The organism is Massilia putida (genome assembly GCF_001941825.1).
Lineage (GTDB): Bacteria > Pseudomonadota > Gammaproteobacteria > Burkholderiales > Burkholderiaceae_D > Telluria > Telluria putida.
Genome location: NZ_CP019038.1, coordinates 3,154,192 through 3,176,083, shown reverse-complemented (window position 1 = coordinate 3,176,083; position 21,892 = coordinate 3,154,192). Strand labels below are relative to the sequence as shown.

16 protein-coding genes and 2 pseudogenes are annotated in these 21,892 nt (G+C 65.5%); 15 read left to right on the top strand and 3 right to left on the bottom strand.

From position 1 onward, the window contains the following. Positions 1-196: 196 nt before the first annotated feature. Positions 197-601, bottom strand: coding sequence for an SWIB/MDM2 domain-containing protein (locus BVG12_RS16275; protein ID WP_075793316.1), 405 nt, complete (start codon positions 599-601; stop codon positions 197-199). A gap of 235 nt (positions 602-836) precedes the next feature. Continuing rightward, on the bottom strand, positions 837-2,204 hold the full coding sequence (gene ffh / locus BVG12_RS16270; protein ID WP_075793315.1) for a signal recognition particle protein: 1,368 nt from the start codon (positions 2,202-2,204) through the stop codon (positions 837-839). A 246-nt stretch (positions 2,205-2,450) separates the two neighbouring features. Here ffh and BVG12_RS16265 point away from each other — a divergent pair, with 246 nt between their 5' ends. The 9 genes from BVG12_RS16265 to BVG12_RS16225 all read left to right on the top strand — a co-directional run bounded on the left by BVG12_RS16265 (position 2,451) and on the right by BVG12_RS16225 (position 14,077). Beyond that, positions 2,451-3,425, top strand: coding sequence for an ABC transporter substrate-binding protein (locus BVG12_RS16265; RefSeq protein WP_075793314.1), 975 nt, complete (start codon positions 2,451-2,453; stop codon positions 3,423-3,425). A 90-nt stretch (positions 3,426-3,515) separates the two neighbouring features. Next, positions 3,516-4,349 carry an ABC transporter permease gene (locus tag BVG12_RS16260; protein WP_075793313.1) on the top strand — a complete coding sequence of 278 codons (834 nt, stop codon included), beginning with the start codon at positions 3,516-3,518 and terminating at the stop codon, positions 4,347-4,349. 1 nt (position 4,350) lies between these two features. Beyond that, positions 4,351-5,145 carry an ABC transporter ATP-binding protein gene (locus tag BVG12_RS16255; protein ID WP_075793312.1) on the top strand — a complete coding sequence of 265 codons (795 nt, stop codon included), beginning with the start codon at positions 4,351-4,353 and terminating at the stop codon, positions 5,143-5,145. Positions 5,146-5,312: 167 nt separating this feature from the next. Further along, positions 5,313-6,116 carry a cytochrome C assembly family protein gene (locus BVG12_RS16250; RefSeq protein WP_075793311.1) on the top strand — a complete coding sequence of 268 codons (804 nt, stop codon included), beginning with the start codon at positions 5,313-5,315 and terminating at the stop codon, positions 6,114-6,116. Continuing rightward, on the top strand, positions 6,113-6,400 hold the full coding sequence (locus BVG12_RS16245; RefSeq protein WP_075793310.1) for a PP0621 family protein: 288 nt from the start codon (positions 6,113-6,115) through the stop codon (positions 6,398-6,400). The genes BVG12_RS16250 and BVG12_RS16245 overlap by 4 nt, the downstream gene beginning before the upstream one ends. 20 nt (positions 6,401-6,420) lie before the next feature. Further along, complete coding sequence (locus tag BVG12_RS16240) at positions 6,421-8,100, top strand: sensor histidine kinase (RefSeq protein ID WP_370662839.1); 1,680 nt, start codon at positions 6,421-6,423, stop codon at positions 8,098-8,100. An 18-nt stretch (positions 8,101-8,118) separates the two neighbouring features. Continuing rightward, positions 8,119-9,549 (top strand): sigma-54-dependent transcriptional regulator, encoded by a 1,431-nt coding sequence (locus tag BVG12_RS16235; RefSeq protein WP_075793308.1) that lies wholly within the window; start codon positions 8,119-8,121, stop codon positions 9,547-9,549. A 430-nt stretch (positions 9,550-9,979) separates the two neighbouring features. Beyond that, positions 9,980-12,892 carry a ribonucleoside-diphosphate reductase subunit alpha gene (locus tag BVG12_RS16230; protein WP_075793307.1) on the top strand — a complete coding sequence of 971 codons (2,913 nt, stop codon included), beginning with the start codon at positions 9,980-9,982 and terminating at the stop codon, positions 12,890-12,892. Positions 12,893-12,976: 84 nt separating this feature from the next. Continuing rightward, positions 12,977-14,077, top strand: a complete 1,101-nt coding sequence (locus tag BVG12_RS16225; protein WP_075793306.1) for a ribonucleotide-diphosphate reductase subunit beta — start codon at positions 12,977-12,979, stop codon at positions 14,075-14,077. A 74-nt stretch (positions 14,078-14,151) separates the two neighbouring features. On the opposite strand, the pseudogene BVG12_RS16220 reads toward BVG12_RS16225, so the two are convergent. Continuing rightward, positions 14,152-15,071 (bottom strand): annotated as a pseudogene (locus tag BVG12_RS16220) (alpha/beta fold hydrolase); the annotation flags it as partial. 147 nt (positions 15,072-15,218) lie between these two features. Here BVG12_RS16220 and BVG12_RS36015 point away from each other — a divergent pair. From BVG12_RS36015 to BVG12_RS16190, 6 genes and pseudogenes are all read left to right on the top strand, one after another. After that, positions 15,219-15,341, top strand: a pseudogene (locus BVG12_RS36015) (LysR family transcriptional regulator); the annotation flags it as partial. A 192-nt stretch (positions 15,342-15,533) separates the two neighbouring features. Next, on the top strand, positions 15,534-16,079 hold the full coding sequence (locus BVG12_RS36010; RefSeq protein WP_502519662.1) for a hypothetical protein: 546 nt from the start codon (positions 15,534-15,536) through the stop codon (positions 16,077-16,079). Positions 16,080-16,440: 361 nt separating this feature from the next. Further along, positions 16,441-17,712 carry a glycosyltransferase family 4 protein gene (locus BVG12_RS16205; protein WP_218921058.1) on the top strand — a complete coding sequence of 424 codons (1,272 nt, stop codon included), beginning with the start codon at positions 16,441-16,443 and terminating at the stop codon, positions 17,710-17,712. Next, on the top strand, positions 17,709-19,364 hold the full coding sequence (locus BVG12_RS16200; RefSeq protein ID WP_075793303.1) for a glycosyltransferase family 4 protein: 1,656 nt from the start codon (positions 17,709-17,711) through the stop codon (positions 19,362-19,364). The genes BVG12_RS16205 and BVG12_RS16200 overlap by 4 nt, the downstream gene beginning before the upstream one ends. A 714-nt stretch (positions 19,365-20,078) precedes the next feature. Beyond that, on the top strand, positions 20,079-21,278 hold the full coding sequence (locus tag BVG12_RS16195) for a histone H1-like repetitive region-containing protein (RefSeq protein ID WP_075793302.1): 1,200 nt from the start codon (positions 20,079-20,081) through the stop codon (positions 21,276-21,278). A gap of 74 nt (positions 21,279-21,352) precedes the next feature. Then, positions 21,353-21,880 (top strand): YggT family protein, encoded by a 528-nt coding sequence (locus tag BVG12_RS16190; protein ID WP_229503905.1) that lies wholly within the window; start codon positions 21,353-21,355, stop codon positions 21,878-21,880. Positions 21,881-21,892: the final 12 nt, after the last annotated feature.

Sequence of the window (21,892 nt, the reverse complement as noted above, 5' to 3'; positions counted from 1 at the left end):
CCTGTGCCCACCGTGCGTTACCGCGGCGCTCGCATTTGGTGGGCACGTTTCATTTGAGGCCCCGGCCTCGAATGCCACCCTACGTCGTGATATCGTTTACCAAGGAAGCCGTGCGGACAGGTCCACCGAAAGCAAAAAGCCCCGGCTCGCCGGGGCTTTTTGTATCGGGGCCGGTGGGACGACCAGCCAGGTCTTCTTATTTGAGGTGATCCGAGATCAGCTTGGTCATTTCGAACATCGATACCTGCGCCTTGCCACCGAAGACGGCCTTCAGCTTGTCGTCGGCGTTGATCATGCGGCGGTTGGCCGCGTCCTGCAGGTTTTGCGCCTTGATGTAGTCCCAGACTTTCTTGGTCACTTCGGTGCGCGGCAGCGGTTTTGCGCCGACGACGGCAGCCAGCGGTGCCGACGGGGTCATCTCTTTCATGAAAGCGGCGTTGGGCTTGCGTGCCGCAGCCGGCTTCTTTGCTGCTGCGGTCGCTTTCGGTGCTGCTGCTTTGGCAGGAGCTGCTGCCTTCTTCGCTGCCGGCTTCGCCGCCGCAGCAGGCTTGGCAGCGGCTTTCTTGGCGGGCGCTGCGGTGGTTTTTTTGGCTGTTGCCATCTTCGAGCCTCCTAAACGGAACACATGGAAATTTGCGCGTGAGCGCACCCGGCTTATATTGGTAGGGTTTTAGTGTTCGTGCAAGTCTTTTTCGAAATTTTTTCACTCTTACAAGCCCTAAATCCGCCCGTTGTGTTACCCAGGCCCCTCTAGAGTGAAAAAACAGACATCCCAAGCGCAAAAAAGCCGTGCGGGACAATCGTCGCGCACGGCTTTTTGCAAGCGTCGGTCGATATCAGCGCATGCCGGGCATCATGCCCTTCATCCCGCGCATCATCTTCATCAGGCCGCCGCCCTTGAGCTTCTTCATCATCGTGTTCATCTGCTCGTACTGGGTCAGCATGCGGTTGACTTCCTGCACCTGCACGCCGGCGCCGGCCGCGATGCGGCGCTTGCGGTTGGCCTTGATCAGTTCCGGCTTGGCGCGCTCAAGCGGCGTCATCGAGTCGATGATGCCGCACATGCGGCGCACCTGCTTTTCGGCCTGATCCATGTTGGCGCCGCTGGCCGCCTGCTGGAACTGGGCCGGCAACTTGTCGAGCAGGCCGGCCATGCCGCCCATCTTCTTCATCTGCGCGAGCTGGGCGCGGAAGTCGTTCATGTCGAACTTGCCGCCCGACTTGATCTTGTTGGCCATGTCGGCCGCAGCCTTCATGTCCACGCCTTTGCGCGCTTCCTCGACGAGCGCGAGGATGTCGCCCATGCCCAGCACGCGGTTGGCCATCCGGGCCGGATCGAAAGCTTCCAGGCCGTCCAGCTTTTCCGACACGCCAGCGAACTTGATCGGCTTGCCCGTCACGTGGCGCACGGACAGCGCCGCGCCGCCGCGCGAATCGCCATCGAGCTTCGTCAGGATCACGCCAGTCAGTGGCAGCGCGTCGTTGAAGGCTTTCGCCGTGTTGATCGCGTCCTGGCCGACCATGGCGTCGACGACGAACAGTGTCTCGATGGGGTTCACGGCCGCGTGCACGGCGGCGATTTCCTGCATCATCGCCTCGTCGATGGCCAGGCGGCCGGCCGTGTCGACGATGACAACGTCGTGGTAGTGCTTCTTCGCCCAGTCGATCGCGTTCTTCGCGATGTCGACCGGCTTGTCGCTGGCGGTGGACGGGAAGAAGTCGGCGCCGACCTGCTTCGTCACCGATTCCAGCTGCGCGATTGCGGCGGGGCGGTAGACGTCGGCGGAGACGGTCAGGACTTTTTTCTTCTTCTCTTCCTTGAGGTATTTGGCGAGCTTGCCGGTGGTGGTCGTCTTGCCGACACCCTGCAGGCCGGCCATCAGGATCACGGCCGGCGGCTGCTGGGCAAACGAGAGCTGCGACGCTTCCGGGCCGAGGTCGGCGCCCATCAGCGCGGCCAGTTCCTTCTGCACGACGCCGACGAGGGCCTGGCCGGGCGAGAGCGAGCCGATGACTTCTTCGCCCAGCGCCTTTTCCTTCACTTTGGCGATGAATTCGCGCACGGCCGGCAGCGCCACGTCGGCCTCGAGCAGGGCCAGGCGCACTTCGCGCAACATCTCGGCGGTGTTCGCCTCGGTGAGGCGGGCCTCGCCGCGCATCGTCTTGACGACCTTGGCAAGGCGTTGGGTAAGGTTATCCAGCATGTTCTACCTTTTATACTGATATATATAAGCGGGCGGGCGCAATCCGCCATTTTACCCCATGTCGGGGCGCGTTTTCTCCGGTCAAGACCCGTATTCAGCCATTCGCAAGCGGTGCAGTCAACCGATTGGGTTGATTCTTGGTAAAAGCTGCTTGGACGGTTTGACAATGTATTGCTTCGCGTTTATTTTCCAGAGCTGCATCACGTAGTTCATTCCAATAAAAGTTCGACCCCGATCGGAGACAGAATGAAAGCAACCGTGTTTCGCAAGACCCTCGTCCTCGCCGCGCTGCTGGCCGCGGGCGGCGCCCACGCCCAGGACGTGGTCCGCCTCGGCAATCTCAAGTTCGCGCACTACGGCGCGGTCTCGTACATCAAGGAAATCGCCCCCAAATGCGGCATCAAGGTCGAGGAACGCGTGTTCGCGAAGGGCCTGGACGTGATGCAGGCCATCATCGCGGGCGAGCTCGACGTCGGCGCGACGGCGTCCGAAGCCGCCATCTCGGGCCGCGCCGGCGGCGCGCCGATCTATGTCGTGGCCGGCTTCGCCAAGGGCGGCGTGCGCCTCGTCGCGCGGCCGGACGCGGGCGTCAAGAGCGTGAAGGACCTCAAGGGCAAGAAGGTGGGCGTGACGCGCGGCGGCATCCAGGAAGTCCTGCTGATGGCCGAGCTGCAGAAGGCGGGCCTGTCCGCCGACGCCGCGCCCGGCAAGGACGTGCAGGTCGTCTACCTGGCCTACGCCGACCTCAACCAGGCGCTGCTGGGCAAGAACATCGACGCCATGATGCAGTCCGAGCCGCAGTCGTCGCAGGCGATCAACAAGGGCTTCGGCGTCGAAGTCATCAAGCCGTACGATACCCCGATCGGCGAGCCGGTGCGGACGATGGTCATGACCGAGAAATTCCACGACACGAAGCATGCGGTGGCCGAGAAATTCATGCGCTGCTTCGTGATGGCCACGAGCGCCTTCATCCGCGACCGCGCGCTGGCCGAGAAATACGTGCGTGAAGTCGTGTTCAAGGGCCAGATCACGAAGGACGACTTCGACGACGCGATCAGCAATTCGCCGTACACCTACGACATCACGCCGGAGCACATCCAGACCACGACCGACATCATGGTCAAGACGGGTGTCGGCCGCATGGCCAAGCCGCCCGTGGCGAAGCAGTGGGTCAAGACGGATCTGCTGGATGATGCCAAGAAGAGCCTCAACATCAAATGACGGTAGGGTGGACGGCTTGCCGTCCACGCGTTCCAACGGTGCCTGTCCACCCTACACGTAGCACGTTCCGAACCAGAACGGAGAAATTGAATGACGAAACGCAGGTGGCAGGACATCGCAATCGGCCTGGTCGTCCCGGTCGTCGCGATCGCGATCTGGCAGTGGGTGGCCGGCATGGGATGGGTCAACGAGAACATCCTGCCGTCCCCGCTGCAGGTGTGGCGCAAGTGGGTCGCGTACCTGCTGCCGCTGCAGGACTACCAGGCCTGGCATGAGGCGGGCGGCGGCGGGCGGCTCGCGTGGATGGTCTCGGGCGAGTTGATCACCGACGCCCTCGGGAGCCTGTACCGCGTGCTCGTCGGCTTCCTCGTCGGCGCCGGCCTGGCGCTGCCGGTGGGGCTGTGGATGGGCGCGAGCCGCGTCGCGTACGCGTGGCTGAATCCCTTGTTCCAGCTGCTGCGGCCCATTCCGCCCATCGCCTACATCCCGCTGTCGATCCTGTGGTTCGGCCTCGGCAACCCGCCGGCCATCTTCCTCATCGCGCTGGGCGCGTTCTTCCCCGTACTGATGAACACCATCGCCGGTGTGCGCCAGGTCGACGGCATCTATCTGCGCGCCGCGCGCAATCTGGGCGCCGGCGGGACGACGATGTTCCTGCGCGTGATCCTGCCGGCGGCCGTGCCGTACATCCTGACCGGCATGCGCATCGGCATCGGCACGGCGTTCATCGTCGTCATCGTGTCCGAGATGATCGCCGTGAACAACGGCCTCGGTTTCCGAATCCTCGAAGCGCGCGAGTACTTCTGGTCGGACAAGATCATCGCCGGCATGATCACGATCGGCCTGCTCGGGCTGGCCATCGACGCCGGCATGAATAAACTGAACAACTACCTGCTGCGCTGGCATCGCGGCCTGGAGCACTGATATGACCGCCCACATCGTGATCGACAACGTGAGCAAGGTGTTCGACGGCGACGGCCGCAGGATGGTCGCGCTGCAGGACATCAGTCTCGAGATCCCGCATGGCCAGTTCGTCTGCCTGCTCGGGCCTTCCGGCTGCGGCAAGTCGACCTTGCTGAACGCCGTCGCCGGCTTCGCCCCGCCGACGTCGGGCAAGGTGCTGGCCGACGGCGTGCCGGTCGCCGGACCCGGTCCGGAGCGGGGCATGGTGTTCCAGGAATACGCGCTGTTCCCGTGGATGACGGTGGAGCAGAACGTCGGCTTCGGCCTGGAGATCAAGGGCATGCCGCGCGCGCAGATCGCCGCGCGCGTGGGCCAACTGTTGAAACTCCTGTCGCTGGAAGACTTCGCGAAGCGCTATCCGAAAGACCTGTCCGGCGGCATGCGCCAGCGCGTGGCGATCGCGCGCGTGCTGGCGCTGGACTCGCCGATCCTGCTGATGGACGAGCCGTTCGGCGCGCTCGACGCGCTCACGCGGCGCAACCTGCAGGACGAGCTGCTGCGCCTGTGGGCGGAACTGAAGAAGACCGTCATCTTCGTCACGCACAGCATCGAGGAGGCGATCTATCTCGCCGACCGCATCGTCGTGATGACCTACCGGCCGGGCACGATCAAGCGCGACATGCTCGTCGAGCTGCCGCGCCTGCGCGACCCGGCGGCGCCCGAGTTCAATGCGCTCAAGCGGGAATTGGGGCTCATGGTGATGGAGGAACAGCAGCGTCACCATGATGCGGAGATCAAGGCGGCGGCGGTCGATTAAACCAACGTCGTTCCCGCGGAAGCGGGAACCCATACTGAGCTACGGAAGTCGTGAAGCCGGCGGATGCCGGTAACTCGACATGGGTTCCCGCTTTCGCGGGAATGACGTGCTGATTACTCTTCTGGCAACCTAACCTTGCCCATTCCGGATGGTGTAGACTCGCGCGTATGCAACTCACCCTATTTATCGCCGCGGCCATTTTGTACGCGGTATGTGCCCTGCTGCCGTCGCGGCAGGGCTCGGCCATTTCGGTCGTGACAGCCGTGGCCTGGGCCGTGCATGGCGCCGCGCTGTGGCCGGACATCGTGACGAACGGCACGCTGCGCGTCGGCTTCGCCTTCATGCTGTCGGCCGCGCTGTGGATTTCCGTCGCCGCCTACTGGATCGAAAACCGCAACTTCGCGCTGGACAGCATGCGCCGCATGGTCATGCCGTGCGCGGCCGTCGCGGCGATCCTGCCGCCGCTGTTCCCGGGTAATCTGATGCCCGTGCAGGCCCAGTCGCCCGCGTTCGGCTGGCACGTCGCGGTCGCCGTGTCGGCCTACAGCACGCTCACGATCGCCGCTTTCCACGCCGTGCTGATGGCGCTGCAGGAGGCGCGCCTGCACACGAAGAGCGCGAAGAAGGGCTGGCTGGGGAGCGCGATCGACCAGCTGCCGGCGCTGCTGACCATGGAACGGCTGCTGTTCCGCATGATCGGCATCGGCTTCGTTCTGCTCAGTCTCACTGTCCTGTCGGGCATCGTGTTCTCCGAACAGCTGTTCGGCCGCGCGCTGCGCTGGGACCATAAAAACGTGTTCGCGCTGCTGTCGTGGGTCTTGTTCGCCGCGCTGCTGGCCGGACGCCGCTGGCGCGGCTGGCGCGGCAAGACCGCGCTGCGCTTCACGCTGGCCGGATTCGCCACCCTGGCGCTGGCGTATGTCGGCAGCCGGTTCGTATTTGAAGTCGTTCTGCACCGGGGGTTCGTATGACGCGACTGCTTTTCTGGATTGCGCTCGTCATCCTCGTGGTGATGGCGGTGCGCAGCAAACTGCGCGCCGCGATGGCGCGCGCGCAAGGCCCGGTCGCCGGGCCGGCATCCGCGGCAAGCGGCGGCGACGCCAAGGCCTGGAGCCGCGTCGAGGACAAGGCCGAGCCGATGGCCTGCTGCGCCCACTGCGGCGTGTATTTCCCTTCGTCGGAGGCCGTGCGGGTCGAGGGCCGCGATTACTGCGGCACGGCGCACGCGCGCGAGGCGCAGCAGCAGGCCGGGTAAGCCGCCGCATGGCGCCCTGGTTGCCCCTTTCCGCCGAGTCGCGCTCGACGTTCTGGCGCTCGCTGCAGACGCTGACGGTCACGCGCATCGTGATCGCGCTCGTGCTGCTGCTCTACCTGGCCGTGGACGTGCGGCGCGGCCGCCTGGACGGCGCCCTGTATGCCGAGACGTGCATCACGTACGTGCTGACGGCGCTGCTGTTCGCCGCCGTCGCCCAGCGCTGGCGCCGGCGCTTCCTGTGGCAGCTGTCCGGCCAGGTCGTCGTCGACATCGTCGCGATCTCGCTGTTGTACCTGGCCGCCGGCGGCATGCGCAGCGGCCTCGCGCTGATGTATCTGTTCCCGCTCGCGGGCGCCGCGATCCTCGCGCCGCTGCTGCTGGCCCTGTTCTCGGCCGCGCTGGCGTCCCTGTTCGTGCTGGGTGAAAGCGCCTGGCAGATCTTCGTGCGCGGGGGCGAGCCGCCGCTGACCCAGGCGGGGCTCACCGGCGCCGCGTTCTTCGCGGTGGTGCTGGTGCTGAACCGCCTGGCTGCGCGGCTCATCAAACAAGAAGAACTGGCCGCGCGCCGCGGCGCCGACCTGCGCATCCAGCAGGCGATCTACCGCATCGTCGTGGACGACGTCGCCGACGGCATCCTCGTGCTCGGGCGCGACGGCACCGTCTTCGGCGGCAACCCGGCGGCGCGCCGCATGCTCGGGCTGGAGACGCAGCCGGGCGAGGACGGCAACGCGTTCCTGCTGTCCGACGTGCCGGCGCTCGAGCCGGTGGCGCAGAGTTTCGCGGCCTGGGTCGGCTGCTCCACGGACGCGCCGGCCGCGGCGACGGGCGGCTACGTCACGATCAAGCGCTGGCACGAGACCGAAGGGGCGATCCGCGGCCGCCTCGACCAGCCGGTGCACCTCAAGCTGCGTTTCGCGCGCGTCGACACGCCGGAAGGCGCGGCCGAGCGCAGCCTCGTGTTCCTGCAGGACGTGAGCGCCATCGAAAACCAGGCGCAGCAACTCAAGCTGGCATCGATGGGCCGCCTGACGGCCAGCATCGCGCACGAGGTCAGGAATCCGCTGTCGGCGATCGGCCACGCGACCTCGCTGCTGGCGGAAGACTTGCACGGGCCGGCCGAGGTGCGCCTGCTGCGCATCGTGAACGACAACGTGGCGCGCGTGAACCGCATGGTCGAGGACATCCTGAAACTGTCGCGCAAGGTGCAGCCGAACGGCACGCCCGTGGCGCTCGACGACTTCTTGCCGGAGCTGCGCGCCGAGTTCACGGAAATGCACGGTTTGGCCGGTGATATAGTATGGGTGGGCGAGGCGCACGGGCGCAGCGTGCGTTTCGACGGCCTGCACCTGCGCGAGGTGCTCGTGAATTTGCTCGGCAACGCGATCCGCTACGCGAGCGGCAAGCCGGCCAGCATTCGCGTGGTCCCCGTGCTCGACGCCACGGGGCGCATGGAGTTGCACGTGCAGGACGACGGCCCCGGCATCACGCCGGAAGTGCGGGCGCACCTGTTCGAACCGTTCTACACGACGTCGAGCAAGGGCACGGGCCTGGGCCTGTACCTGGCGCGCGAGCTGTGCCTGAACAACGGCGCGATGCTCGACTACGAATACCGCACCGAGGACGTCCGGCCCGGTGCTGCCGGCGACGGCACGGGCGAGGCCAGCGGGCGCTTCGTGATCACCTTCGCCGCATCCCTTTAACGTCACGGAAAGAAAGCCATGAGCTCACCCCGCATCCTGGTGGTCGACGACGAACCCGACCTGCGCGAGCTGCTCGAGATCACCCTGCTCAAGATGGGGCTCGACGTGGACAGCGCGGCGACCGTGCGCGAAGCGCGCGCGCTGCTCGGCCAGAAACCGTATGCGCTGGTGCTGACGGACATGCGCCTGCCCGACGGCCTGGGGCTGGAACTCGTGCGCGAGGTGGCGGCCAATCATAAATGCACGCCCATCGCCGTGATCACCGCGTACGGCAGCGCCGAGAATGCGGTCGTGGCGCTCAAGGCCGGCGCGTTCGATTACGTGTCGAAGCCCGTCGTGCTGGACGACCTGCGCGCGATGGTGCGCGCCGCGCTGAAATTGTCCGACCCGGCGGCTGCTCCCGCGAGCGCCAATGCGGACGGGACGTCGCGCCTGATCGGGCAATCGCCCGCGATGCAGGCGCTGCGCGCCCAGATCGCGCGGCTGGCGCGCTCGCAGGCGCCCATCGCGATCAACGGCGAATCGGGCAGCGGCAAGGAACTGGCCGCGCGCGAGATCCACGCGCAGGGCGCGCGCGCCGGCAAGCCGTTCGTCGCCGTCAACTGCGGCGCGATTCCCGAGGCGTTGATGGAGGCGGAGTTCTTCGGCTACCGCAAGGGCGCGTTCACGGGCGCGAACGACGAGCGCGACGGCTTCTTCCAGGCCGCCAACGGGGGCACCCTGATGCTCGACGAAGTGGCCGACCTGCCGCTCGCGATGCAGGTGAAACTGCTGCGCGCGATCCAGGAGCGGCGCGTGCGCAAGATCGGCGCCACCGTCGAGGAACCGGTCGACGTGCGCATCATCAGCGCCACGCACAAGGACCTCGCCAAATGCGTGGAGAACGGCAGCTTCCGCCAGGACCTGTTCTACCGCCTGAACGTCATCGAACTCACGCTGCCGCCGCTGCGCGAGCGCCTGGACGATCTGCCGCTCCTGGTCGACGCCATCCTCGCGCGCCTGGCCGGCCCCGGCGGCGCGCGCCTCGGTCCCGGCGTGCTCGAGGCGCTGCGCGGCTATGCCTTTCCGGGCAATGTGCGCGAGCTGGAAAACGTGCTGGAGCGGGCGCTCGCCTTCGCCGACGATGGCGTGATCGAGGTGGGCGATCTGCTGCTGAAAGGGGCGAAGCTGGGCGATGCGGCCGTCGTGCCGGTTGCCGATGTCCAGGCTCAGGCCCCGGCCCCGGCGCCCTCGGCGACGGAGCCGGCCGCGCCGCCCCCGTCGCTCGCCGACGACGCGCTGCCGAGCAATCTGCCGGACTACCTGAGCCAGGTCGAGCGCGACATCATCCTGCGCGCGCTGAACCAAACCCAGTTCAACCGCACGCAGGCCGCCAGCCTGCTCGGCATCAGCGTGCGCCAGCTCCGTTACCAGATGCAGAAACTGGACATTCATGCGCCCGAACCCTGACCCGGTCGTGGCCTTTTCGCCAACGCAGCAAAGCCAAACGGTCGGTTTTTGCACGAATAGTAAGCACGGAAAATCGCGCCATAAAATCGATGTTAGCGCTTACTTCGCCGTGGAGGCTTCAGGTATCGGGTCTGATCGATGTCAAGAAAAAAATCTTAGTAGCAGAGCTCTTAAAAATTCCGTACATCGACTACAATTAGGTCTGTAAGGCCGTTGTCTACTACATCTAGTGGTCAACGGCCTTAATGCCGAACAGAAGGAGTAGGGGCGCAAAGCTTTTTTCTCAACATTGCTGCTCCTATTTTTATCGGCGAAAAGTTATCGAGTTGCTAATTTTGATGAGTTGGCAGCTTTCCCCGGATTCATCGCGGGTCCATCTACAAATTCGTGAAGGCGGTGGCAGTTCGTGAACGCCATGCTGGGAGGCTCAATGCAAACATCTTCGGACATTTCCATCAATCCGCACGTCGCAGCAGGATCGGCGGCCGGCAAGAACGCGGCCGAACTGGTCGCGGGTAACGACTACCGCATCATCCGCCGCAACGGCGCCGTGGTGCCGTTCGCACCGAGCAAGATCGCCGTCGCGATGTCGAAGGCGTTCCTGGCCGTGAACGGCGAGAGCGGCCGCGAGTCGGCGCGCATCCGCGAACTGGTCGAGCAGCTGACGAACAACGTGGTCGCGGCGCTGGTGCGCCGCCAGCCGAACGGCGGTACCTTCCACATCGAGGATGTGCAGGACCAGGTGGAATTGTCCCTGATGCGCTCGGGCGAGCATGACGTCGCGCGCGAATACGTGCTGTACCGCGCCAAGCGCATGGAAGAGCGCCGCGCCGCCAAGGAAGCCAATGGCGGCACCCAGATCGCCACGCCGCAGTTCACCGTGGTCGACGGCGGCGTGCGCCGCCCGCTCGACATGAACGAAGTCTCGTCCCTGATCAACGCCGCCTGCGCCGGCCTGGAAAAGCACGTCGACGCCGACGCCATCCTGGCCGAGACGGTCAAGAACCTGTACGACGGCGTGCCGGTCGAGGAACTGCACAAGTCGGCCGTGCTGGCCGCGCGCGCGCTGATGGAAAAGGATCCGGCCTACAGCCAGGTCACCGCGCGCATCCTGCTGCACTCGATCCGCAAGGAGATCTTCGGCAAGGACGTGCCGCAGGCCGGCGCCGCCGCCGAATACATCACCTATTTCCCGCAATATATCGCCAAGGGCATCGACGCGGAGCTGCTGGACGAGGAACTGGGCAAGTTCGACCTGCAGAAGCTGGCCCGCGCCATCGTCGCCGACCGCGACCTGCAATTCGGCTACATCGGCCTGCAGACCCTGTACGACCGCTACTTCCTGCACATCCGCGAAACCCGCATCGAGATGCCGCAGGCGTTCTACATGCGCGTCGCGATGGGCCTCGCGCTGCGCGAGGACAACCGCGAAGCGCGCGCCATCGAGTTCTACAACCTGCTGTCGACGTTCGACTTCATGAGCTCGACCCCGACGCTGTTCAACTCGGGCACCCGCCGCTCGCAGCTGTCGTCGTGCTACCTGACCACCGTCGCCGACGACCTGGAAGGCATCTACGACGCCATCAAGGAAAACGCGCTGCTGTCGAAATTCGCCGGTGGCCTGGGCAACGACTGGACCCCGGTGCGCGCGCTCGGCTCGCGCATCAAGGGCACGAACGGCAAGTCGCAGGGCGTCGTGCCGTTCCTGAAGGTCGCGAACGACACCGCCGTCGCCGTCAACCAGGGTGGCAAGCGCAAGGGCGCCGTCTGCGCCTACCTGGAAACGTGGCACCTGGACATCGAGGAATTCCTCGACCTGCGCAAGAACACGGGCGACGACCGCCGCCGCACGCACGACATGAACACCGCAAACTGGATTCCGGACCTGTTCATGAAGCGCGTGATGGAAAAGGGCGAGTGGACCCTGCTGTCGCCGTCGGAAGCGCCGGACCTGCACGACAAGGTCGGCAAGGCCTTCGAGGAAGCCTACCTGAAGTACGAAGAGAAGGCCGCGCGCGGCGAGCTGACCGTGCACAAGAAGGTGCAGGCGCTCGACCTGTGGCGCAAGATGCTGTCGATGCTGTTCGAAACGGGCCACCCGTGGATCACGTTCAAGGATCCGTGCAACATCCGTTCGCCGCAGCAGCATGTGGGCGTCGTGCACTCGTCGAACCTGTGCACCGAGATCACGCTGAACACGAACGAAGACGAAATCGCGGTCTGCAACCTGGGCTCCGTGAACCTGCCGGCCCACATGAAGGGCGACGGCCTGGACGTGGTCAAGCTGCAGAAGACCATCCGCACGGCGATGCGCATGCTCGACAACGTCATCGACATCAACTACTACGCGGTCGACAAGGCCAAGAACTCGAACCTGCGCCACCGTCCGGTCGGCCTGGGCATCATGGGCTTCCAGGACTGCCTGCATATGATGCGCGTGCCGTTCGCGTCGGATAAGGCCGTGGAATTCGCCGACCGCTCGATGGAAGCCGTCTGCTACTACGCCTACCTGGCATCGACCGAGCTGGCCGAGGAACGCGGCCGCTACCAGTCGTACGAAGGTTCGCTGTGGGACCGCGGCATCCTGCCGCAGGACTCGATCAAGCTGCTGGCTGACGAACGCGGCGGCTATCTCGAGCAGGACGCGTCCGAGTCGATGGACTGGAACATCGTCCGGAATCGCATCAAGCAGTTCGGCATGCGCAACTCGAACTGCGTGGCGATCGCCCCGACCGCGACCATCTCGAACATCATCGGCGTCTCCGCCTGCATCGAGCCGACGTTCCAGAACCTGTACGTGAAGTCCAACCTGTCGGGTGAATTTACCGAGATCAACTCGTACCTGGTGCGCGACTTGAAGGCGCGCGGCCTGTGGGACGAGGTCATGATCAACGACCTGAAATACTTCGACGGCTCGCTGTCGCGCATCGACCGCGTCCCGCAAGACCTGCGCGACATCTACGCCACCGCGTTCGAAGTCGATCCGAAGTGGCTGGTGGAAGCCGCGTCGCGCCGCCAGAAGTGGATCGACCAGGCCCAGTCGCTGAACATCTATATGGCAGGCGCCTCGGGCAAGAAGCTGGACGAGACCTATAAACTGGCCTGGCTGCGCGGTCTGAAGACGACGTACTACCTGCGCACGATCGCCGCGACGCACATGGAGAAGTCGACCACCCGTACCGGCGCGCTGAACGCCGTGGCGGTCGACGGCGGCCTGTCGGCGGCTCCGGCTGCCGCTCCGGCGCCGGCCACTCCGGCACCGACGCCGGACGTCGTCGAAGGCGCCGCCTGCTACCTGCGTCCGGGCGATGCCGGCTTCGACGAGTGCGAAGCTTGCCAATAAGCGGACTGTATACCCTGACGTGAAACACGCACCGCCCGGCACCGCCGGGCGCTGCCACTACAAGAACTCAAGAAGGAAAACATCATGGCTCTCTCCTGGGACGATGAACCGGCCGCCGCGCCGGCCCCTGCCGCCGCCAACTCTGAAGCCAGCGCCGCCGACGTCGCCAAGCGCGTGAACGCGGACGACAAGCGCATCATCAACGCCAAGACCGACGTCAACCAGCTGGTCCCGTTCAAGTACAAGTGGGCGTGGGACAAATACCTCGCCGGCTGCGCCAACCACTGGATGCCGCAGGAAGTGAACATGCAGCGCGACATCGAGCTGTGGAAGAACCCGAACGGCCTGACCGAAGACGAGCGCCGCATCGTCAAGCGCAACCTCGGCTTCTTCGTGACGGCCGACTCGCTGGCCGCGAACAACATCGTGCTGGGCACCTACCGCCACATCACGGCGCCGGAATGCCGCCAGTACCTGCTGCGCCAGGCATTCGAGGAAGCGATCCACACGCACGCCTACCAGTACATCGTGGAATCGCTGGGCCTGGACGAGAAGGAAATCTTCAACGCCTACAACGAGATCCCGTCGATCCGCGACAAGGACCAGTTCCTGATCCCGTTCATCGAGGTCATCAACGATCCGACGTTCCACACCGGCACGCTGGAAAACGACCAGAAGCTGCTGCGCTCGATCATCGTGTTTGCTTGCCTGATGGAAGGCCTGTTCTTCTACGTCGGCTTCACGCAGATCCTGGCGCTGGGCCGCCAGAACAAGATGACGGGCGCCGCCGAGCAGTACCAGTACATCCTGCGCGACGAATCGATGCACTGCAACTTCGGCATCGACCTGATCAACACGATCAAGATGGAAAACCCGCAGCTGTGGACGACCGAGTTCAAGGAAGAGATCAAGCAGCTGTTCCTGAAGGCCGTCGAGCTGGAATACCGCTACGCCGAAGACACGATGCCGCGCGGCGTGCTGGGCCTGAACGCAGCCATGTTCAAGGGCTACCTGCGCTTCATCGCGAACCGCCGCGCCGTCCAGATCGGCCTCGATGCGCTGTTCCCGAACGAAGAAAATCCGTTCCCGTGGATGAGCGAGATGATCGACCTGAAGAAGGAGCGCAACTTCTTCGAGACGCGCGTGACCGAGTACCAGACCGGCGGTGCGCTGAACTGGGACTGATCCCGGATCGCCCGCCCGCGCCCGACGAAGCCCGCCACCCGGCGGGCTTTTTTATTTTCCGTCGACGAACTTCGGAGCGCCGACGTCAATGCCTCCGGCGCTTCTTCCATCAGCCAGTGCCCCGCATCCGGAACGACCTCTTCGCTGACGTTGGTCGCCGCATTGCGCATCACGAGGGCCTCGTTGACGCCGAACGACTTGGCGCCGCCGATCGCCAGCACGGGCATGGGGAGTTTGTGGTCGACGACCTTCTGGTTGGTCTCGGCATCCTTGGGAAAACTGAGGAATTGCGCGAAGGCCGGGTGCCTGGCGCCGGGACGGGCATACCGCTTCGCATAATAAGTATGGGTCGCTTCGTCGACCCTCTTTAAGTGCGGGGTCGCTTCGTCGACCTTCTTCCGGTCGCCGGCGAATTCGTTCCGGAAGCGGTCCAGGTAGATGCGCTCGCGCCCGGTGACGAGGCGCTCGGCGTCCGGGCCGCCGAACGAGAAGTGCCACAGCAGCGGATTGGGCACGATCTGCTCCCACGGCGGCATCCGGGGCACGGGCGCGTCCATGACGACGAGGCGGTTCGTCTTGTCGGGATAGCGGGACGCGCAGGCGAAGGCCACCATCGTGCCGATGTCGTGGCCGATGACGACGGCGTGGCCGATGCCGAGCTTGTCGAGGACGGCGCGGATGTCGCCCGTCTGCGTCCATTTGTCGTAGCCGCCGGCCGGGGGCGAGGACAGGCCCATGCCGCGCAGGTCGGGCACGACGAGGGCATGGTTGGCCGCGAGGCGGCCGGCCAGCGGCGGCCACACGGCGCCGTGGCGCCGAAACCGTGCGGCAGCACGACGGCCGGACCGTGCCCGCCGGCGCACACGTGCAGCGTGACGTCGCCGGTTTGGATGGTCCGGGCCTTGAACGCGGGCGGGAAGGGTTGGGCGGCGGCGCCGGCGGGATGGCTCAGCGCCGGGGACAGCGAAAGAACGGCTGCGATACGATGGAACATGAAAGGCTTCTCCCGGCGGGGGAGGCCACCTGGCCGTCGCTGAATGCCCTCGAGGTGAAGGCCAGTATGGTTTAGGATGGGCAGCCGGACTAGTCGTCGAATACCGCAACAGCAATCCGGAAACGCCGAACAAACGTATCACCGGACATGAAACTGGGAGGCGTCGCCACGTTCGTCACGGCGGCCGACAGCGGTTCCTTGAGCGAAGCGGGGCGCCGGCTGCGCGTGTCGCGTTCCGTCGTCAGCGAGCGCCTCGTCGAGCTCGAGCGGTCGCTCGGCGCGAGTCTGCTGCAGCGGTCGACGCCCAAGCTCTCGCGCACCGAAGACGGCGCCGCCTTCCTCGCGCGCGCCGCGCGCATCGTGCGCGACGTGCAGGAGGCCGCGGCCGATCTGGCCGAACGGCGCGGCCAACTGAGCGGCCCGCTGCGCATCGCCGCGCCGGTGACGTTCGGCCGCATGCACCTGGGCCCCGCGCCCTATCCCTTTCTCGCGAAGTGCCCCGACATCCAGCTGACGCTGGAGCTGGACGACCGCCGGGGCGACGCGACGTCGGATGGCTTCGATGCCGTCATCCGCCACGGTCCGATCGCGGACATCTGCCTCGTCGCGTGGCAGCTGGCGGCAGGCGGCGCGTGCTCGTCGCCGCGTCCGCCTACCTGGACCGGCATGGCGCGCCGCGTTCGCCGGAAGAACTCGAAGGGAATGGTATCGCGGCATCTTCGATATGCACCGTGTCCGGGCCGACTGGCGCTTCGCGCAGCACGGCGAGACGCGCGTCGGGCGCGGGCGGCCCGGCATGGTGCTGAACAACGGCGACATGATGCGCGACGCCGCGATCGCCGGACTGGGCATCGCGCTGCTGCCGGTCTTCATCGTCGGCGCCGCCATCAAGGCGCGGACCTTGCGCGTCATCGACGTCGGCATCGAGGCCGAACAGGAGTACATCTACATCGCGCACGCGGACGGCCAATCCGTCCGCGAAGCTGCGCGCCCTGCGTACATGGTTGAAGGAGGCGTTCGGCGATCCGCTCTATTGAGAGACCGAGTGCAGAGGTGAGGTTTAGGTCAGGAAATTTCATAGCATGCGCATCGGTGTCGCGGCGCGCGTGCTGTCGCGAAGCGACGAAGGACGTGATCGATGCCTTCGTCGCACGCCCGGACCTCGCGCATGCCGTGGTCGATGTGCACGGTCCGCGATCGCCATCGCGGACCTTCATCCGTACCTCCGGCGACACGTCGATGCCTTCTTGCGTGGCGCAACGCACGCATTCGTCACGATTTTTGCGTGTGCGTCGCGCCACTCGGTGAAGTCTGAGGCTATCATGCGTTCAATTCCAACTTGTCGTTGTCGCCACGCGAACCGAACGTCATGATCCGAGTTCTCTTCATCCACCAGAATCTGCCGGGCCAGTTCCGCCGGCTGATGCGGTATCTGCAGACGCGGCCCGACTATCAAGTGGTCGCGATCGGCGAAGAGACTGCGGTGCGACGCGAACCGGCGGGCCCGAAACTGCGCGTGATCGGCTACGCCAAACCGGACGGTCCGGGCGAGAAGACCCATCACTACCTGCGTCATTTCGAAGGATGCGTGCGCCGCGGCCAGGCCGTCGCGCGCGTCTGCGTGGCGCTGAAGCAGGAAGGCTTCGTGCCCGACGTCGTCGTATGCCACCCGGGCTGGGGCGAGGGCCTGTTCGTCAAGGACGTGTTCCCGCGCGCGCGCCTCGTCGTGTTCTGCGAGTTCTGGTGGGCCGCGGACGGACTGGACGTCGGCTTCGATCCCGAGTACCCGGTGAGCTTCGACGACCGCCTGCGCATCCGCATCAAGAACTCCGTGCTGATGCAGTCGCTGCTGGCGGCCGACGACGGCGTCGCGCCCACGCGCTGGCAGCTCGGCGTGCATCCGCCCGAGTTGCGCGCCAAGATCCGCGAGGTGCACGAAGGCATCGACACGCAGCAGCTCGGCCCCGATCCGTGCGCGCAGCTGGTGCTGCCTGGTGGCGCCGTGCTCACGCGCGCCCAGCCGGTGCTGACGTTCGTCGCGCGCAACCTCGAGCCTTACCGCGGCTTCCACGTCTTCATGCGCAGCCTGCCGCGCCTGCTGGCCGGGAATCCCGAGCTGCAGGTCGTCGTCATCGGCGGCGACGGCGTCAGCTACGGCCGCCGTCCGCCGCAGGGTCACGCGAGCTACCGCGAGGCGCTCAAGGCCGAGCTGGACGGCCGCTTTGATGCCGTCGACTGGTCGCGCGTGCACTTCCTCGGCAAGGTGCCGTACGCCACCTACCGCAGCGCGCTGCAGGTGGCGAGCCTGCATGTCTATCTGACGTATCCGTTCGTGCTGTCCTGGTCGATGCTGGAAGCGATGGCCGTCGGCGTGCCGGTGCTGGGCTCGAGCACGGCGCCGGTGCAGGAAGTGATCCGTGACGGCGAGAACGGCTTCCTCACGCCGTTCTTCGACGTCGCGCGGCTCGCCGACCGCGCACTCGACCTCATCGCGCGCCGCCACGAGATCGCCCGCATCGGCCTCGCAGGCCGCGCGACGGTGCTCGCACGCTACGATTTCGAAACGGTGGGCCTGCCGGTCTACCTCGACCTGCTCAAGCCCCTGCCCGGCGCCGGGCGCGTGGACGAGGAGGCCGCATGACGGACCGCTTCGCCTTCCACTACGCGCCGGACGGCTACTCGACGTCGGGCCCGCGCCTGATGGGACGCCAGGCCGCCGGCGCCGGCCTGCTGCGCGCCATCGCGACCGCGCCCGGCCTCGCGGCGGTCGGCTGCTTCGCCGGCGGCCAGGCCCACGCGGCCGAGGGCGAGCGCCTGCTGCGCGAGTACGGGTACGCAGGCAAGGCCGAATGGATAGCCCAGGGCCGCCCGCAAGACCTGGAGCGCTACGGCACGCTCTATTACCCCGCGCCCGGCATCGAGCGCCTGGCGTGGCGCCGGCACGGCATCGGCGAGCGCCGCTACAGCCTGTGCGGCATCACGCACACGACGGCCAGCCACGCCGTGATGACGAGCCTCGCGAACCTGCTCGTCGCGCCCGTGCGCAGTTGGGATGCCGTGATCTGCACGTCGCGCGTCGTGCGCGACAGCGTGCGCCGCCTGCTGGAGCGCCAGGCCGAGTACCTGGGCGCGCGCCTCGGGGCCCAGCGCTTCGAGCTGCCGCAGCTGCCCCTGATCCCGCTCGGCGTGCACGGCGCCGACTTCGACATCGATGCCGCGCGCCGCGAAACCGTGCGCCGGCGCTTGGGGCTCGATGACGGCGATTGCGCCTTCCTGTTCTTCGGCCGCCTGTCGTTCCACGCCAAGGCCCATCCGCAGCAGATGTTCACGGCCCTCGACAAGGCGGCGCAACAGGGCCGGCGGGTGCACCTGGTGTTGTGCGGCTGGTTCGCCAACGAGGCCATCGACAAGGCCTTCCACGAGGCGGCCGCGCAGCTGTGCCCATCCGTGAAGTTGTCCGTGCTGGACGGCCGCGTGGCCGCGAACCAGCTTGACGCCTGGGCCGCCGCCGACGTCTTCATCTCGCTTGCGGACAACGTGCAGGAGACGTTCGGCCTCACGCCGCTGGAGGCGATGGCGGCCGGGCTGCCATGCATCGTCAGCGACTGGAACGGCTACCGCGACACGGTGCGCGACGGCGTGGACGGCTACCGCATCCCGACCGTGATGCCGGCCGCGGGCGCCGGACTTGATCTCGCGCAGCGTTACGACGATGGCGTGGACAGCTACGACGCGTATTGCGGTCATACGAGTCAGGCGGTGGCCGTGGACGGCGCGGCGCTCGCGCAGGCGTGCGCGCGCCTCGCCGGCGATGAGGCGCTGCGGCGCCGGCTGGGCGAGAACGCGCGTGGGCATGTGCGCGCCGAGTTCGATTGGGCCGTCGTGTTCGGGCGCTACCGCGCGTTGTGGCGCGAGCTCGACGAGCGGCGCCGCGCCGATGCGGCACTCGGTCCGGCGTTGCCGGCGGCCGTGCCGGACAGGCTCGATCCGTTCGAACTGTTCGCCACGTATCCGACGATGCTCATCACGCCGACGTCGATGGTGGAGCTCGCGCCGGACGCGTCGCTCGCGCTGTTGCGCCAGTATCGCGAACTCGCGATCAACCGCTTCGCGCACGCGTCGCTGCCGACGTTGGAAGAGTTCGGACAGATCTTCGGGTCCATCGAATCGCGTCCGACGCAGGTCGACGAGCTGCTCGATGCGCTCGGACCGTGCGACCGGTCGACTTTGCTGCGCGGACTCGCGTGGCTGTGCAAGATGGACTTGCTGCGCATTAGTGCGGCGGAGGGTTAATTCTGTATAGCGCCTTTATTTAAAGGCTTTATGCGAAATGGTAGCAAGGTAATGCGCATCGATTTGCGCGCTTGTTTTTGGAGACTGAGCAGAGCGAAGAACGAATCAAATGTTATCGCAGCGATCGTTTCGGTTGATGTAATCGCTGGTTTGTCCTATAAAAGACATGAAAAATACTGTGTGCGGGTTGCGCACTGACAAGGTTTTCGTGTACTTTACGTGATTGAATTTGTCAAAACGTGAAGACGCCGGTTTTCGGAACGTCGAACGGGAAACAAACCGATCAAAAATGGGACGCTGATTCATTCAGTATGCACGTAAGCTTAGCGAAAAGAACAAGCCGCATTGCCTGATAAATGTCGGGTATGGCGGCTTTTTCTTTTCGCGGCGCACGGGCTGCGATGTGGACAGCGCACTGAACCATCGGACTTTAGTCGTTTCGGTCGTCGGCGACGACGATAGCTGGACTGCTGTGGAGGTTGAGCAGCACCGATTGAATCTACTGTATGAAAATACAGTATAGCGTAAATCGGAGATGAATGCCCGGAAGTTTTGCGGGTTTTATCGAATCGCCGCGGCAGTTCGGCTGTGCCGGATTCATTGACGCAAACAAAGCGTTTGCGCCGATGAATAATTCGCCCGACCAAGCAGACCGGGTTGGACGGGTTCAAACCATGTAGCGTAATTTCTCATCGCAGAGAAGGAGAACAGAAAATGGCAACCGCCGCGAAAAAACCAGCAGCCAAGTCGGCTGCAAAAGCCGCCACCAAACCGGCCGCAAAAGCAGCAGCTGATAAACCCGCAACCAAAACCGTAGCCGCTAAAGCCGCCGCCAAACCGGCCGCGAAGAAAGCTGCTGCAACGAAAGCGCCGGCTAAATCGGCTGCAACCAAGCCCGCCGCCAAACCGGCTGCAAAGAAAGCCGCTGCAACCAAAACCGCAGCCACCAAGCCGGCCGCAACCAAACCGGCTGCTAAGAAGACTGCCGCCAAGTCGATCGCCGCCGCCAAACCGGCTGCCAAGAAGACTGCTGCCAAGTCGACCGCCGCCGCCAAACCGGCTGCCAAGAAGACTACTGCCAAGTCGACCGCTGCCGCCAAACCGGCTGCCAAGAAGACTGCTGCCAAGTCGACCGCCGCCGCCAAACCGGCTGCCAAGAAGACTGCTGCCAAGTCGACCGCCGCCGCCAAACCGGCTGCCAAGAAGACTGCTGCCAAGTCGACCGCCGCCGCCAAACCGGCTGCCAAGAAGACCGCTGCCAAGTCGACCGCCGCCGCCAAACCGGCTGCCAAGAAGACCGCTGCCAAGTCGACCGCCGCCGCCAAACCGGCTGCCAAGAAGACTGCTGCCAAGTCGACCGCCGCCGCCAAACCGGCTGCCAAGAAGACTGCTGCCAAGCCGGCCGCCGCCGCCAAACCGGCTGCCAAGAAGACTGCTGCCAAGTCGACCGCCGCTGCGAAGCCGGCTGCGACCAAGACCGCCGCCAAGCCTGCTGCGACCAAAACCGCTGCGACCAAGACCGCCGCCAAGCCTGCTGCGACCAAAACCGCTGCCGCCAAGACCGCCGCCAAGCCTGCTGCGACCAAAACCGCTGCCGCCAAGACCGCCGCCAAGCCCGCTGCGACCAAAACCGCTGCCACCAAGGCCGCCGCTCCCGCCGCCAAAAGCGCCGAGACCAAGCCGGCAGTGAAGAAAGCCGCCGCGAAGCCGGCCGCCAAGAAGTCCGCGGCAGCCAAGGCTGAAGCCAAGCCGGAAGCGAAACCGGAAGCCAAGCCTGAAGCGAAAGCCGAGACGAAGACCGAAGCCAAGACCGACGGCAAGGACAGCGCCACCCAGGCCGCAAGCCCGGCGCCGGCCGCCAAATCGGTAATCGCACCGGCAGCATGGCCGTTCCCGACGAGCAGCCGTCCGTAAGCCATTCCTGCCTGGTTCAGGCAAAATACCGCTGTGTGAGCTTTCACACAGCGGTTTTTTTTCAAGGAGTCGTCGTGCTGCCCATTCTTAAATTGATCGTCGATACCGTGGCCGGTGTGCTGGGTGGAGTCTTGCTGCTGCGTTTCTGGATGCAGGTGATCCGCGTGCGTCCGCCGGCGTCCGTCGCGCAATTTACGTTCACGTTGTCCGACTGGCTCGTGCGCCCGCTGCGCCGCCTCGTGCCGGGCATGGGTGGTTACGACTGGGCGAGCCTGCTCGGGGCGTTCCTCGTCGTGCTGGCCGCGTCGTCGATCCTGCTGCTGGCCGGGACGAGCGGCCAGGCGGTCGTGCTGATCGCCTTGTTCCGCTTGATCGACTGGATCCTGTACGGCTTCATGGGCCTGTTGATCATCGAGGTGATCTTCAGCTGGATCAATCCGCACGCGCCGCTGGCGCCGTTCGTCCACGCCCTCAACGACCCGCTGCTGCGCCCGCTGCGCCGCGTGATCCCGCCCATCGGGGGCCTCGATCTGACGGTGCTGGTGGCGCTGATCCTGATCCAGATCGCACAGTATTTGCTGCGCCAGGTGTTCTACATCTGACGGCTGCGGCCA

Coding starts and splice junctions, on each gene's coding strand:
- BVG12_RS16275 (WP_075793316.1), bottom strand. CDS start 601: ATGGCAACAGCCAAAAAAACCACCGCAGCGCCCGCCAAGAAAGCCGCT.
- ffh (WP_075793315.1), bottom strand. CDS start 2,204: ATGCTGGATAACCTTACCCAACGCCTTGCCAAGGTCGTCAAGACGATG.
- BVG12_RS16265 (WP_075793314.1), top strand. CDS start 2,451: ATGAAAGCAACCGTGTTTCGCAAGACCCTCGTCCTCGCCGCGCTGCTG.
- BVG12_RS16260 (WP_075793313.1), top strand. CDS start 3,516: ATGACGAAACGCAGGTGGCAGGACATCGCAATCGGCCTGGTCGTCCCG.
- BVG12_RS16255 (WP_075793312.1), top strand. CDS start 4,351: ATGACCGCCCACATCGTGATCGACAACGTGAGCAAGGTGTTCGACGGC.
- BVG12_RS16250 (WP_075793311.1), top strand. CDS start 5,313: ATGCAACTCACCCTATTTATCGCCGCGGCCATTTTGTACGCGGTATGT.
- BVG12_RS16245 (WP_075793310.1), top strand. CDS start 6,113: ATGACGCGACTGCTTTTCTGGATTGCGCTCGTCATCCTCGTGGTGATG.
- BVG12_RS16235 (WP_075793308.1), top strand. CDS start 8,119: ATGAGCTCACCCCGCATCCTGGTGGTCGACGACGAACCCGACCTGCGC.
- BVG12_RS16230 (WP_075793307.1), top strand. CDS start 9,980: ATGCAAACATCTTCGGACATTTCCATCAATCCGCACGTCGCAGCAGGA.
- BVG12_RS16225 (WP_075793306.1), top strand. CDS start 12,977: ATGGCTCTCTCCTGGGACGATGAACCGGCCGCCGCGCCGGCCCCTGCC.
- BVG12_RS16205 (WP_218921058.1), top strand. CDS start 16,441: ATGATCCGAGTTCTCTTCATCCACCAGAATCTGCCGGGCCAGTTCCGC.
- BVG12_RS16200 (WP_075793303.1), top strand. CDS start 17,709: ATGACGGACCGCTTCGCCTTCCACTACGCGCCGGACGGCTACTCGACG.
- BVG12_RS16195 (WP_075793302.1), top strand. CDS start 20,079: ATGGCAACCGCCGCGAAAAAACCAGCAGCCAAGTCGGCTGCAAAAGCC.